14 protein-coding genes are annotated in these 13,785 nt (G+C 58.9%); 12 read left to right on the forward strand and 2 right to left on the reverse strand.

The features are described from left to right. The first annotated feature begins 22 nt into the window (after window positions 1–22). The 12 genes from DXY31_RS02555 to cbbX all read left to right on the forward strand — a co-directional run bounded on the left by DXY31_RS02555 (window position 23) and on the right by cbbX (window position 13,068). Entirely contained in the window at window positions 23–1,438 is a 1,416-nt protein-coding gene (locus DXY31_RS02555) for a form I ribulose bisphosphate carboxylase large subunit (protein ID WP_114991749.1), read from the forward strand. 59 nt (window positions 1,439–1,497) lie between these two features. After that, the gene (locus DXY31_RS02560; protein ID WP_114991752.1) at window positions 1,498–1,839 is read left to right on the forward strand and encodes a ribulose bisphosphate carboxylase small subunit; all 342 of its coding nucleotides are present in this window, start codon (window positions 1,498–1,500) and stop codon (window positions 1,837–1,839) included. A 101-nt stretch (window positions 1,840–1,940) separates the two neighbouring features. Beyond that, window positions 1,941–4,262: a CsoS2 family carboxysome shell protein gene (locus DXY31_RS02565; protein WP_114991755.1), complete on the forward strand. Its 2,322-nt coding sequence runs from the start codon at window positions 1,941–1,943 to the stop codon at window positions 4,260–4,262. Between the two features lie 7 nt (window positions 4,263–4,269). Next, window positions 4,270–6,033: a carboxysome shell carbonic anhydrase gene (locus tag DXY31_RS02570; protein WP_114991758.1), complete on the forward strand. Its 1,764-nt coding sequence runs from the start codon at window positions 4,270–4,272 to the stop codon at window positions 6,031–6,033. 2 nt (window positions 6,034–6,035) lie between these two features. Beyond that, a complete protein-coding gene (locus tag DXY31_RS02575) occupies window positions 6,036–6,362 on the forward strand; it encodes a carboxysome peptide A (RefSeq protein ID WP_114991761.1) in 327 nt (108 codons plus the stop codon). Beyond that, on the forward strand, window positions 6,362–6,613 hold the full coding sequence (locus DXY31_RS02580) for a carboxysome peptide B (RefSeq protein ID WP_114991764.1): 252 nt from the start codon (window positions 6,362–6,364) through the stop codon (window positions 6,611–6,613). Before DXY31_RS02575 ends, DXY31_RS02580 begins: the two co-directional genes overlap by 1 nt. Window positions 6,614–6,657: 44 nt before the next feature. Next, window positions 6,658–7,308 carry a BMC domain-containing protein gene (locus DXY31_RS17775; RefSeq protein ID WP_305791086.1) on the forward strand — a complete coding sequence of 217 codons (651 nt, stop codon included), beginning with the start codon at window positions 6,658–6,660 and terminating at the stop codon, window positions 7,306–7,308. 81 nt (window positions 7,309–7,389) lie between these two features. Next, complete coding sequence (locus DXY31_RS02595; protein WP_114991920.1) at window positions 7,390–9,234, forward strand: NAD(P)H-quinone oxidoreductase subunit F; 1,845 nt, start codon at window positions 7,390–7,392, stop codon at window positions 9,232–9,234. A gap of 4 nt (window positions 9,235–9,238) precedes the next feature. Then, window positions 9,239–10,762: an NADH-quinone oxidoreductase subunit M gene (locus DXY31_RS02600; RefSeq protein ID WP_114991774.1), complete on the forward strand. Its 1,524-nt coding sequence runs from the start codon at window positions 9,239–9,241 to the stop codon at window positions 10,760–10,762. After that, window positions 10,759–11,898, forward strand: a complete 1,140-nt coding sequence (locus DXY31_RS02605) for a CO2 hydration protein (RefSeq protein WP_114991778.1) — start codon at window positions 10,759–10,761, stop codon at window positions 11,896–11,898. The genes DXY31_RS02600 and DXY31_RS02605 overlap by 4 nt, the downstream gene beginning before the upstream one ends. Before the next feature lie 26 nt (window positions 11,899–11,924). Continuing rightward, window positions 11,925–12,176, forward strand: a complete 252-nt coding sequence (locus DXY31_RS02610) for a 4a-hydroxytetrahydrobiopterin dehydratase (protein ID WP_114991781.1) — start codon at window positions 11,925–11,927, stop codon at window positions 12,174–12,176. Beyond that, window positions 12,160–13,068 carry a CbbX protein gene (gene cbbX / locus DXY31_RS02615; RefSeq protein WP_114991784.1) on the forward strand — a complete coding sequence of 303 codons (909 nt, stop codon included), beginning with the start codon at window positions 12,160–12,162 and terminating at the stop codon, window positions 13,066–13,068. The genes DXY31_RS02610 and cbbX overlap by 17 nt, the downstream gene beginning before the upstream one ends. A gap of 41 nt (window positions 13,069–13,109) precedes the next feature. Here cbbX and DXY31_RS02620 read toward each other — a convergent pair whose 3' ends face one another. Continuing rightward, window positions 13,110–13,337, reverse strand: a complete 228-nt coding sequence (locus DXY31_RS02620; RefSeq protein ID WP_114991922.1) for a DUF3136 domain-containing protein — start codon at window positions 13,335–13,337, stop codon at window positions 13,110–13,112. 47 nt (window positions 13,338–13,384) lie between these two features. Next, window positions 13,385–13,783, reverse strand: coding sequence for a RidA family protein (locus DXY31_RS02625; protein WP_114991788.1), 399 nt, complete (start codon window positions 13,781–13,783; stop codon window positions 13,385–13,387). Between the last annotated feature and the right edge of the window lie 2 nt (window positions 13,784–13,785).

Below are 13,785 nucleotides of genomic sequence, written 5' to 3' on the forward strand. Positions count from 1 at the left end.
AACGACTTAACGGAGTTTTCTCATGAGCAAGAAGTACGACGCCGGGGTAAAGGAGTACAGAGACACTTACTGGACTCCTGATTACGTCCCCCTAGACACTGACCTGCTGGCCTGCTTCAAGTGCACCGGCCAGGAAGGTGTGCCCAAGGAAGAGGTTGCCGCTGCTGTGGCTGCGGAATCCTCTACAGGCACCTGGTCCACCGTGTGGTCCGAGCTCCTCACCGATCTCGATTTCTACAAGGGCCGCTGCTACCGCATCGAAGATGTCCCTGGAGACAAGGAGTCTTTCTATGCCTTCATCGCTTACCCGCTCGATCTGTTCGAAGAGGGTTCTATCACCAATGTTCTGACCTCACTGGTCGGTAACGTTTTCGGTTTCAAGGCTCTGCGGCACCTACGTCTTGAAGATCTGCGGTTCCCGATTGCTTTCATCAAGACCTGCTACGGCCCCCCGAACGGCATCTGCGTCGAGCGCGACCGGATGAACAAGTACGGCCGTCCTCTGCTGGGTTGCACCATCAAGCCGAAACTCGGGCTGAGCGGTAAAAACTACGGCCGTGTGGTCTATGAGTGCCTGCGTGGCGGTCTGGACTTCACCAAAGATGACGAGAACATCAACTCCCAGCCTTTCCAGCGTTGGCAGAACCGTTTCGAGTTCGTCGCCGATGCCATCAAGCTGTCTGAGCAGGAGACCGGCGAGCGCAAGGGTCACTACCTCAACGTGACCGCCAACACTCCCGAGGAGATGTACGAGCGCGCTGAGTTCGCCAAAGAACTCGGCATGCCGATCATCATGCACGACTTCATCACCGGTGGCTTCACCGCCAACACCGGACTGTCGAAGTGGTGCCGCAAAAACGGCATGTTGCTGCACATTCACCGTGCAATGCACGCGGTGATCGACCGTCATCCCAAGCACGGCATCCACTTCCGCGTTCTCGCCAAGTGTTTACGACTCTCCGGTGGTGACCAGCTTCACACCGGCACCGTGGTCGGCAAGCTCGAAGGTGATCGTCAGACCACCCTCGGATACATCGACCAGCTGCGCGAATCATTCGTGCCTGAAGACCGCAGCCGCGGCAACTTCTTCGATCAGGACTGGGGTTCCATGCCTGGCGTGTTTGCAGTTGCTTCCGGCGGTATCCACGTGTGGCACATGCCTGCACTGGTGGCGATCTTCGGTGACGACTCCGTTCTGCAGTTCGGTGGTGGTACCCACGGTCACCCCTGGGGCTCCGCTGCAGGTGCTGCTGCCAACCGTGTGGCCCTCGAGGCCTGCGTTAAGGCACGCAATGCCGGTCGCGAGATCGAGAAAGAAAGCCGCGACATCCTTATGGAAGCCGGCAAGCACAGCCCTGAGCTGGCGATCGCTCTCGAGACATGGAAGGAGATCAAGTTCGAGTTCGACACCGTCGACAAGCTTGACGTTCAGAACTGATCGCAACCACGGCCGGTTGATTGAACCGGCCACCTCTTTTACTTACACCCAGGATCCCCATGCCTTTCCAGAGCACCGTGGGTGACTACAAAACAGTCGCCACCCTGGAGACCTTCGGCTTTCTTCCGCCGATGACCCAGGACGAGATCTACGACCAGATCGCCTACATCATTGCCCAGGGTTGGAGCCCGCTCATCGAGCACGTCCACCCCAGCAACTCCATGGCCACCTATTGGTCTTATTGGAAGCTGCCCTTCTTTGGTGAGAAGGACCTCAATGTTGTTGTGAATGAGCTCGAGGGTTGCCATCGCGCCTACCCCGACCATCACGTGCGCATCGTCGGTTACGACGCCTACACCCAGAGCCAGGGTGCTTGCTTTGTGGTGTTCGAAGGACGCTAATCCTTCGAACCTTTGGTTCCGAGCCCTGATCTGAGTTCAGGGCTCCAGATTTTTTTCGGGAGCATCAGCTCCTAGCTCTTCGACGACTTCACCGGGCGGACATGGCAAGACTTTCCAGTCGAGAACTCGCACTTGAGCGCCGCAAAGCGCTGACGACCTCCGGCAAGAAGGCGTCTGCCGCCGCCGGTGGTAACAACCGTGTGCGCACTGTGACCGATGCCCGGCCTACCCGAACGGAAGTCACGGCAGTGAGCGAACCCGCGGCGACTGCTCCTGTAACGGCCGCTCCCCAACGTGCGGCCTCTCTCACTCGGTCGCCCGCACGCTCCCAGAGTTCAAACGCGAAAGCGCTGCGCAATCCCAGCCGCGATCTGGTGCTGTCCCGTCGTGAAGCCTTATCTCGCCGCGGCAAGACCGCAGCATCCAGCCGCGACCGCAACCGTGCTGATGTGGCACGCGAAGCTCCGGCCGCTGCAGCGGTTGTTGCTGCTGAAAAAGTTGACCGTCCAGCCGTCACCGTTGAGCTGACATCGCGCTCCGCTGATCGCCGTTCCGGTCTTGAACGCCGCTCAGTCACCCCCAAGAGACGTTCTATTGAAAATCCCAGCCGTGCCCTGGTGCTGGCCCGTCGTGATGCCATGTCAAAACATGGCAAAACCGCAGGTAAGCAGCCCACCAGTGCAGCCGCTGTGGCCCGTCAGGCCAATCCTGATCTCTCCAGCCGGGAGATCGCTCAACAGGTGCGTGAGCTGCGGGCCAAAGCCGGTGCGATCAGCAAGCAGAACGCTGGCGTTACCCGTCCCACCGGCCCAAATCGCCACGGTGCCAAGCAGGCTGCCGCCGCTGATGCTCACTGGAAAGTGGGAGAAAGCACGACGCCATCCGGACAGACCGTGACCGGGACCCAGGCCAACCGCTCGTTGAAGACCACCGGTAACGAGGCCAGCACCTGCCGCTCCATCACCGGAACCGAGTACCTCGGAGCTGAAGTTTTCCAGACGTTCTGTCAGCAGGCCCCCGTGCCCACCACACCCGCCAAGGTGAGAGTCACGGCCACAAGTCACGGCAACCGTGTGACCGGTAATGAAGTGGGTCGATCGGGCAAGGTCACGGGCGATGAGCCTGGTACTTGCAAGAGCGTGACTGGCACGGAGTACATGTCCGCCAATCAGTCCGCTGCCTACTGCGGTGGTTCCAACCCCTCCCCTCGCAAGGTCGGTCACAGCCTCACCCTTGAGGGCCGCCCCGTGAGTGGTGTGATGGTGGGCCGTTCCGCCAGCGTCACCGGCGATGAAGCCGGAGCCAACAGCAGCCTCACCGGAGATCAGTACCTCGGTTCAGATCCCCTCCCCGATGGTCGACCAGCCTCGAAGGTCGGTCTGTCCGCCACTCTTTCAGGCACGGGAGTGACCGGCACATTGGTTGGTCGTTCCTCCCAAGTGACCGGTGATGAGTTCGGATCCTGCCATCGTGTGACCGGTGATCAGTACATCAGCTCTGAACAGGTCAATAGCTTCTGCGGAGCACAACCTGACCCCGAGGCGGCCAAGGTCGGTTTCAGCATTACCAACCGCAATCAAGTAGTGAGCGGCACCCGTACGGGTCGTTCCGAGCGCGTGACCGGTGATGAGCCCGGCAGCTGTCAGGCCGTGACCGGAACGCCCTATGCAGGTCTCGAGCAGGCAGGTCAGCATTGCGGAACTCCTGCTGTCCAGGCGATCAGAGAACGCACACCTGTGCGTCCTGGCACACCTTCCGCCGCCATGACCGGCATCCAACCCGGTGTGGGCGGAGTGATGACCGGTGATCAGCGTGGTGCCTGTGAAGCGGTGACGGGTACTCCCTATGTGGGTGCAGACCAGCTGGCTGCAGCCTGCGGTGCAGAGGCTCCGGCCGGCACCGACACGCATGGTCAATCGCCCGAAGGTGCCGCCTGGACTCGTTTCAGCGTGATGTCACCAGCTCGTGCTGCTCAGCAACAGCGTGATGCCCAGGGTTCCGTTACTGGAACCTCCTATGAGCAGGGCAATCGCATCACCGGCCCTTTTGACATGGCCGGTGGCAAGGTCACCGGCACCGAGCAGTTTCGCTTTGACAACCGTGACTTTCAGCGCCGGCACTTCCAGCCCACAGTGGCCGTTGTCAGTGAGCCTGCGGATCAACCAACCTCTCGGGTAACGGGTGAGGGCTCCTCCACCAAGGTCACAGGAGACGACTGGGATCGTGGCGAGCATGTCACCGGTACCGAGGGTGCTTCAGCCCGTCGCCGCAACCCCAGCCGTCCCGGTCCCATGGGAGCCATGGCTCCGTTCGAGCGCAAGCGAAATGAGCAGGCCGAGTGGCCCGTCTGCCGTGTGACCGGATCCCATGGCAACACCGACAAAGGCTCACTGATCACCGTCTCCGGCGGCGCAAGGGGCTGATTCGCAAATGGTTCGCTCCATGCCTTCCCGTGGCGGGCGACCTCTTGCGCCCACAGCTCCCACTCGCCGCCAGCTCCAGGCATCCCTGGCTCAGGACACTGCCAGCGTTGAATCCTCTTCACCAGGTGGGGGTCGTTCAATTGCTGGCAGCACTGTCCGGCAATCGGCTCTTCAACGCCGCCAGGCCCTGACCACATCCGGTAAGGCAGCTCTGCCAGAGGGTGGTTCTGTTTCAGGTGGACGCATCCGTTCCCAGGCTGACCGACGTCGCCCCACTCCCCAGCAGCCCGGCTGGGTCAAGCGTGGAGAGTCCAGGACTTCTGTCGCCGTGAATCTCAGCAGAACATCCCTTCCCTGGTCAGTGGAGTCCCATCCGCTGACCGATCAGGAGGCCAATGAACGCCTTAAGGCCTATGAGCTGGAGGTGAAGGGTCGCTTCGATCGAATTGTTCCGCTGTTGAAGCAGGTCTCCGCTCTGCAGCACGAACCTGATTTTTTGGTGCAGGCTCAGCGGCTTGCCCGCGCGGAGCTTGGGTTCGATCTTCCCGATCACATCCTTGAGAAGTCATGGGTGAGACCTCTCGATATGCGCGCACTGTTTGCATGGTGCGTCTTCCAGTCCCACCAGTTGTTCAGTGACCGTTTTTTCCAGGACGACCCCCTAGAAGCCGCTGCTGGTAGCCGGTCTTCAGAGGAATTCAATACATTCCTTCTCGATTGCGGTTTTCATCTGCTTGACGTCACGCCTTGCGCCGATGGTCGCTTGGCTCACACGATCGCCTACGCACTGAGAATTCCTTTCAGTGCTGTGCGACGTCGTTCTCACGCAGGTGCGATGTTTGATGTTGAGAACACCGTCAATCGCTGGATCAAGACCGAGCATCGCCGTTTCCGCGAGCAGGTGCCGAATGAGGCGCATTCGCCAACGCGGTACTTAAAGGTGGTGGCTTATCACTTCAGCTCTCTCGATCCGACGCATCAGGGTTGTGCGGCCCACGGCAGCGATGACTCCCTGGCGGCTGCCTCGGGTCTGCAGCGTCTGCATGACTTCCGTGAAGCAGTTGAGAACAGCTTCTGCTGTGGTGCTTCGGTTGACTTGCTCCTGGTCGGCCTAGACACGGACACCGATGCCATTCGTGTTCATGTTCCTGATCAGGACGGTGGGATCCTTCTGGATCAGTGGCTCTGTGCCCGGGCGCTGTATGAGAGCACCGCTCCGCTGACGGTGCAACAGGCCAGGGATGCCGTCCAGGCCGCTGTGCAGACCCATGTGTCGTCTGCTCCCGATGAGGGCATGGTTCGGTTCATCACACGGCTGCTTGTCAGCAACATCTCCCAGCAGGATTATGTCCGCTCGCTTCATCACGGTCCCTACCCGGATGCAGGGCATGCGGAGCGTTTCATCGGGGTCGGCATCGGCTTCAAGGAGGTGCACCTTCGCAACCTCACCTATTTCGCCCATCTCGACACCGTTGAGCAGGGAGCTCCGGATCTTGATGTGGGTGTGAAAATCTTCAAGGGGCTCAATGTCGCCCGCGATCTGCCGGTTCCTGTCGTCGTGCGTTTCGATTACTCCGGCAAGGTTCCCGGTGCACGGGAGCGTGCCATTGCCGATTGCCGTCGAATTCAGAAGGCCATCGATGAGCGTTATTCAGCGCTCGTCAGCGAAGGTCTTCTTCACACACTTCTCACCATCCGTGACCGTGACCAGCCCCTTCCGGCGGTGGCGGTAGGTTCCACACTCGATCCCGTCCAGCAGGAGGCTCACTGACCATGCTGATTGTCAAGGTCCTGAAGCCGCTCGTTTCAACCAACCGGATTCCTGATTTCGAGCACAAGCACCTCCAGGTGGTGCTGGACGGCAGCACGAAGAAAGTGGCCGTTGATGCAGTCGGGGCCAAGCCCGGCGACTGGGTGATCTGCGTGAGCAGTTCCGCAGCGCGCGAGGCTGCCGGAAGCAAGTCTTACCCCAGTGACCTCACAATTGTGGGAATCATTGACCACTGGGAACCCGATCCACCCAAACCGTCTTCTGCAGCCCCCACTGCACCTGCAACCTCCAAACCATCCCCTTCCACCAAGACAGGAGATCCGACCTGATGGAGATCATGCAGGTGATGGGGACACTGGTTTGTTCTTACCGCCTGGCGGGGTTGGATCACATGCACCTGCGGATTCTCAGGAACAACAAGGGCAAGCAATTGGTTGCTGTTGACCCGGTCGGAGCTCGAGAGGGCAACTGGGTTTTCACCGCCAGTGGTTCTGCAGCCCGGTTTGCGTGCCCCAACAGTGCTGTGCTCACGGATCTGACGATCGGTGGAATCATCGATCACTGGATGCCGGATGGGTAACTGACCGCTTTCCGTCCTTCACCCCATCCTTCTCATCACTTCCCATGGCCAGCCCAGCTCCCCGTCGTCGCTCCTCCGCATCCGCCGCTGCAGCATCAACGACATCAGCGCCTGCAAAGGCTTCCGGCCAGGTGTCTACGGGGGCGAAGAAAAGCACTACCGCTGCATCAGAAGCCGTCGCGGCCGGTTCTGATTCCGCAGCCTCTTCGGCAACGGTGGATGTGACTCCCGTCGCCAGCAGCCGCTCCACAACCACCCGTCGCAGCACCACAGCACGGTCTGGCGCTAGCCGATCCCTGGCGGCACGCAGTGGCAGTAGCCGTCGCGCCTCATCCTCCTCAGGATCTTCAGGGTCCGGTAGCGCCTCCAAGTCCGTTACAGCTGCTCCAGAGCCTTCTGTGAAGGGAATTGCCCTCGGCATGATCGAAACCCGCGGCATGGTGCCGGCTATCGAGGCCGCTGACGCGATGACGAAGGCCGCCGAAGTGCAATTGATCAGCCGTGAATATGTCGGTGGTGGCTACGTCACGGTGATGGTTCGCGGCGAGACTGGTGCTGTCAATGCTGCAGTGCGCGCAGGCGCCGACGCCTGTGAACGTGTCGGAGATGGCCTCGTGGCCGCTCACATCATTGCCCGTCCTCACCAGGAGGTGGAGCCCGCGCTCGTGCCGACCAATGTGCGAAGGCGCAGTTGATCAATAACGTCCCTTTGCATCATTTCGGACTAGATTCCCCGGCCAACACGCACCACAACGGCCCTTCAGGTCTCGTTGCTTTTGACTACAGCTCTTTCGCTGCCTCTTCAGACCGCCTGGTTGATTCCTCTCTATGGATTCGCCGGAATGTTGGTGTCCCTTCCCTGGGCCTTTGGATGGTTCCGTAGGGATGCTCATCGTCCCCCGGCGTATCTCAACATCCTGCTGACACTGCTGGCCGTGGTTCACGGCAGTCTGGTGCTCAGGGATGTCATGGCCAATGGTCCTGCGGTGATTGGCATGCCCTGGCTGTCTGTAGGTGATCTCAATCTTGAGATCAGCTTCAGCCTTTCTCTCACCAATGTTTCGGCCCTCGAGCTGATCACCGGATTAAGTCTGCTCTCCCAGATCTATTCACTGGGGTATCTCGATAAGGAATGGGCCCTGGCCCGATTCTTTGCCCTGCTCGGTTTCTTCGAGGGCGCCATGTCGGGAGTTGTGCTGAGCGATTCATTGTTTCAGAGCTATTTCCTTTTGGAAATGCTCACCTTGTCGACCTATTTGCTGGTGGGCTTCTGGTATGCCCAGCCGCTGGTGGTTACCGCCGCCCGCGACGCGTTTCTGACCAAGCGCGTCGGTGACGTGATGCTGTTGATGAGTGTGGTGGCCCTCACGGCCTGGTCAGGAGTCACGGGCTTCGAGGATCTCTACAGCTGGTCGGCCCAGGACACCCTGACGCCATTGGCTGCAACTCTCCTCGGTCTCGGACTGGTGGCAGGACCGACAGGTAAGTGTGCCCAGTTCCCCATGCACCTCTGGCTTGATGAGGCCATGGAGGGACCGAACCCTGCATCGATTCTGCGCAACTCCGTTGTTGTGACCTGTGGTGCAATCGTGCTGCTGAAGGTCATGCCCTTGCTGCAGCACGCACCGGTCACCCTCGTGGTGCTTCAGGTGATCGGCACGATCAGCGCCATCGGCGGGTCTTTGGTCTCGATCGCCCAGGTGGATATCAAGCGCACGCTGTCGTATTCCACGACTGCTTATCTCGGTCTAGTGTTTATCGCCATTTCTCTGCAGGTGCCCGTGCTGGCACTGTTGCTGCTCTATGCCCACGCCGTGTCGAAGGCTCTTCTGTCGATGAGTGTGGGGGGGGTGATCGCCTCCACCAACTGTCAGGACATCACCGAGCTCGGCGGACTGGGCAGTCGCATGCCAGCCACTACAGGCTCCTTTCTAGTCGGTGGAGCCGGGCTGGTCGGATTGCTTCCACTCGGAGGATTCCTCTGCCTGGCACAGGCTGTCGAGCTGGTCGGTGCCAGAGCAGTGGTGTTTGTGCCGGTGTTCCTGATCACCAATGCCCTCACCGCGTTGAATCTCACTCGGGTCTTTCGCCAGGTGTTCCTTGGCCCATCGCTCGCCAAGACCCGCCGGGCGGCGGAGATCAACTGGCAGATGGCATTGCCGATGGTGGCACTCACCGTGATCGTGGTGCTGACGCCATTCCTCTTGATCCGTCTGGAATCCCTCGATGGTCTGTTGGCCTTTCCCTTTTGGGCGGCTGCTCTGGTGGTGTCTAGTGGTGCTGCCGGTTTGCTGGCTGGGGCTCTTGTTCCCCTCAATAAAGCCTGGTCACGCTCGCTGAATCCGATTCTTCGCTGGTTTCAGGATCTGCTGGCCTACGACTTCTACACCGAACGTTTCTACAGAGTCACCATCGTCAATGTGGTGGCCACCTTCTCTCAGCTCGCCGGCTGGTTTGACCGCAATGTCGTTGATGGCGTGCTCCATGGTCTGGCACGCTTCTCCCTTGCGAGTGCCGAAGGCCTGAAGCTGAGCATCAGTGGTCAGACCCAGTCGTATGTGCTCACCGTGGTCGGCGCCATCGTGCTGCTGCTCATGTCTCTGAGCTGGGTTCTGCAGTGAGGTCATCATGCTGACGATTCTTCTTCTGATCCCCTTTCTCGGTGCACTGTTGATCAGTGTTCTGCCTGGTGCAGCCAGTCCCGACAGTTCCGAAAGTGCCAGTCGTAGTCGCACTTTCACTCTGGCCACCCTCGCGGTCCAATGTCTGCTCAGTTTTGGTCTTCTGATCCCCTTTTCTGCTGTTGAGCCCGGCCAGCAGCTCGTGGAGATCCTCCCCTGGCTTCCTCAGGTGGGCCTTGAATTCAGCCTCGGGGTTGATGGTTTGTCGCTCCCACTTGTGCTGATGAACGGGGTGCTCTGCCTAGTGGCGGCCGCTGCCTCGCGCTCAGTTGAGAACCGCCCCCGTGTGTACTTCGCTCTTCTGCTGGTGATCAGCGGCGCTGTGAATGGTGCTTTTCTTGCGCAGAACCTTCTGCTCTTCTTCTTGTTCTATGAACTGGAACTGATTCCTCTCTGGTTGCTCATCGCCATCTGGGGTGGCGCCAACAGGGCCTATGCCTCCACCAAGTTCCTGATCGTCACGGCCGTGTCCGGCGTCTTGATCCTGGCAGCCTTCCTCGGGATAGCCCTGGTCACGGGAAGCGTTGATTTCGGCATCCGGCCGATCCTCACAACTCAGATGGGATTGACCAGCCAGCTGGCGCTGATGAGCTGTCTGCTAATCGGCTTCGGGATCAAGATTCCCCTTTTCCCCTTCCACACCTGGCTGCCAGATGCGCATACCGAGGCGTCTACGCCCGTTTCAGTGTTGCTGGCAGGGGTGTTGCTCAAGCTGGGCACCTACGGCCTGCTGCGCTTCTGCCTCGGTCTCTTCCCGGAGGCCTGGTCCGTGGCAGCTCCTTGGCTGGCCGGCTGGGCAGCCGTTTCGGTGCTGTACGGATCGCTGGCAGCCATCGCCCAGACTGACATGAAGAGGATGGTGGCTTACAGCTCTGTGGGCCATATGGGCTATGTGCTGCTTGCCGCAGCTGCGGCCACACCGCTGGCATTGATTGGCGCGCTGTTCCAGATGGTCAGTCACGGTTTGATCTCGGCGGTTCTCTTCCTTGCTGTCGGAGTCGTGTACGAGCGCACCGGCACTCGTGATTTAAATGTGCTGAGGGGTCTGCTAAATCCTCAGCGTGGACTACCACTCACCGGCACTCTGATGATCATCGGCGTGATGGCCAGCGCAGGTATCCCCGGCATGGCCGGTTTTATCTCAGAGTTCTTGGTGTTCAAGGGCAGTTTCGAGATGTTCCCCGTGGCCACCCTTCTGTCCATGGTCGGTTCAGGTCTCACGGCCGTGTATTTCCTGCTGCTGGTCAACCGTGCCTTCTTCGGTCGTCTTGCCGTGGCTCCAGGCGCCAGTCAGAATCCCAAAATTCTCTATCAGGTGCCCTTCGCTCAGCAGATCCCTGCACTTTCAATGTCTTTGCTGATCCTTTTGCTTGGTGTTGTTCCCAATCTGCTTGTGGGCCTGAGCCAGCCAGCGACAGCTCAGCTCAGTGAACTGGCCACACTGGTTCAACCTGGAGGACTCTCATGACGACAACCTCCCGACCTCAAGCCACCGAACCCACGCTTCCCGATCAGGAGGAGTTGATTAGACGTCTGCTCTCGGATATCCCGCTGCTTGCTGATACCCCGGATCATCTGTTGCAGGTGGTGAATGTGCTTGAGAGCTACGGGCTCGTGCTGGATGCTTATAGCTGCAATCTTGTGCATCAGGGGAAAACACAGCTTCTCAACCCGTTCCCTGTGTTCCGCTTCTTTCACGAAGGATTCACCCCCAAGCGACTTTGGGAACACCTGATGGGTGATCGCATCAATTTCGAATATGCCGAGTACTGCCAGAAGGCGATGTTTTGGCATGGAACCGGGGGGATGGATGCCTATTTCGATTCAGAGCCGTTTCAGGATGCATGCCGCCGCGTGATTGCTCTGCGCTCTAAGCGGGATCCGCTTCTACGCCTTGTGAACATCCTTTATCCGGGATTCGCACCGGAGGCGATCAGGTCGATGACGACGATCTATGCCCTCGGTCTGTTTTGGCGTGTGATGAGTGACATCTTCATCGATCTGGCACGCCGCTATCGCATCGGGGAAGTGGTCTGCGTTCTGGATGTGGTTCACCACATCCGTGATGGGTTGGTGGCGGCTGCAGCCAATCCCATCACCTACGAGGTCATGGTTGGTGGTGAGTCCGTCTGGGTTCTCCCCCCGGAAGCCGGTCTCACCTTCCTTGTTGATGTGGCCGTCCCCTATGTGGAGGCGGTGTTCTTTCGAGGCATGCCATTTCTTGGAACTGTGTCCTACAACGCTCAGGCCCGTCAGATCGCGGCCGACCAGAGCTTGTTCAAATATGGTGCTCTCTACGCTGATCCCTTGCCGAGCATGGGAGCTGGAATTCCTCCCAGCCTCTGCATGTCGGACATGTACCGAAATCTTCCCGAGGAGCTCAGCCGCTGGTACGACCATCACGGCCGTGCCCAGGCGGATGCCCATGTTCAGATCTGCATCAGCTTCCAGAAGTCGATGTTCTGCGTCACTAACGCAGCGATCGCCGGAACGATGCCCAATCCCCTCGATACCCAGGATCCAGAGCAGCAGGCTGCTAACCATGCCTACGCGTCTTCCTGGTCTGAACGCCTGATGGGCTGTCAGCGTGTGGCTCTCCTTTAGGTTTCGGAGATGTCTCGAGGTTGTCGATGGAACCTTGGAATGAACGCAAACGTCCTGTCTGTCTGGAGAAGCGTTTCGAGTTCGACAGCTATAGCTCCACCCGTGATTTCCTTGATCGTCTCGGTGAGTTCAGTGAAGTACGCAGGCGCTATCCCGATATCAGCTTTGGAAAAACATATGTGAATATCACTTTGCGCCCGGATGAGGACGCGGAGGATGCGACCCTCACCGATTTAGACCACGCCTTCGCCGCGGCGATTGATGGACTCATCGATTGATCTTGAAGCCAGCTTTGTTGCTTCGGGAGTCGGAGAGGTTCTCAAGCACCTAGATACCGAGCTGATCGGATTACGCCCAGTCAAAACCAGAATCCGTGAGATCGCCGCTTTGCTGTTGGTGGATCAAGCCCGGCAGTCCTTGGATCTGGTCAGCAAAGCTCCGAGTTTGCACATGTCGTTTACCGGTCAACCAGGAACCGGAAAAACAACTGTTGCGCAGAAGATTTCGCAGATTCTTCATCGCCTTGGGTATCTGCGTAAAGGACAAGTGATCACCGTCACCAGGGATGATCTAGTTGGTCAATATGTGGGGCATACGGCCCCGAAAACCAAAGAGATGATCAAACGCGCCCAGGGAGGCGTGCTGTTTATTGACGAGGCGTATTACCTCTACAAACCTGGAAACGAGCGGGATTATGGAGCTGAAGCGATTGAGATCCTTCTTCAGGAGATGGAGAGTCAGCGCAATGACCTTGTGGTGATCTTTGCTGGTTACAAAGACCGGATGACAGCTTTTTATCAATCCAACCCTGGACTGTCCTCAAGGGTTGCTCACCACATCGACTTTCCTGATTACAGCCCGAGGGAATTGATGGCGATCGCTGAACTGTTGCTGGAACAACAGCAGTATCGATTCAGCGATGCAGCGGTTGAAGCTTTTCAGAGCTACATCAGCAGGCGGCGTGCATTGCCGTTCTTCGCCAATGCACGCTCCATTCGCAATGCCCTCGATCGTCTGCGACTGCGCCATGCCAATCGCTTGTTCTCCCGTCGCGGTCAACCTCTTAGTCGTGAAGCCCTGATTACCATCGAAGCAGCAGATGTGTTCGCTAGTCGTGTCTTCCAGGGGGAATTGGAAGGAGCCGATCCTTCTAAGCCACTGACCGACTGAGCCAACTGAACGCTGCTCTGCACGGCTCACTCAAGTAATGCTTACCCGGGGCTGGGATGCTCCAGGTCACGTCGAATCAGCGCCATTAGGTAGGAGGGCGCCTTGTAGCGACCCGGTAAGCAGCGGTTCAGGGTCTCCAGATGGCCCCAGCACACAGTTTTTTCAATGTCCTTCACCTCGCGCCCCTCCTTGAGGAGCCGCCGTAACGCCTTGCAATACAAGGGATAGCCCGCTTCCAGTTCGCCAATGGTCAGCTTGGCCTGGGCCATGAAGGTCGCTCGGTGCATCTCTTAACTTATGAAACCGTGGGATCGCTTCATCCCAGCCAGGCGATGCAGTCGATCTCCACCTTGGAGCCTTTAGGTAGTGCTGCCACCTGAACGCAGGCCCTGGCAGGGCTCACTCCGCTGCCGAACATTTCGGCATAGATCGCATTGACCGCCTGAAAGTCGGCCAGATCAACTAGGTACACCGTTGTGCGAACCACCTTGGCGGCCTCTGTTCCGGCGGCGCTGAGCACAGCTTGCAGATTGCGCAGCACCTGCCTGGTTTCTGCTTCCACGTCTCCGCCGCCCACCATCTCACCCGTGGTGGGATCCAGGGGGATCTGGCCTGAGCAATAAAGCCATCCTCCAGCCTGCACAGCCTGGTTGTAGGGCCCCACCGGAGCCGGAGCCTCAGCGGTGGTGACCGCCTGATGAGTGGTGGTCGACATGA

It is taken from the genome of Synechococcus sp. UW179A (genome assembly GCF_900473965.1).
Taxonomy (GTDB): Bacteria; Cyanobacteriota; Cyanobacteriia; order PCC-6307; family Cyanobiaceae; genus Synechococcus_C.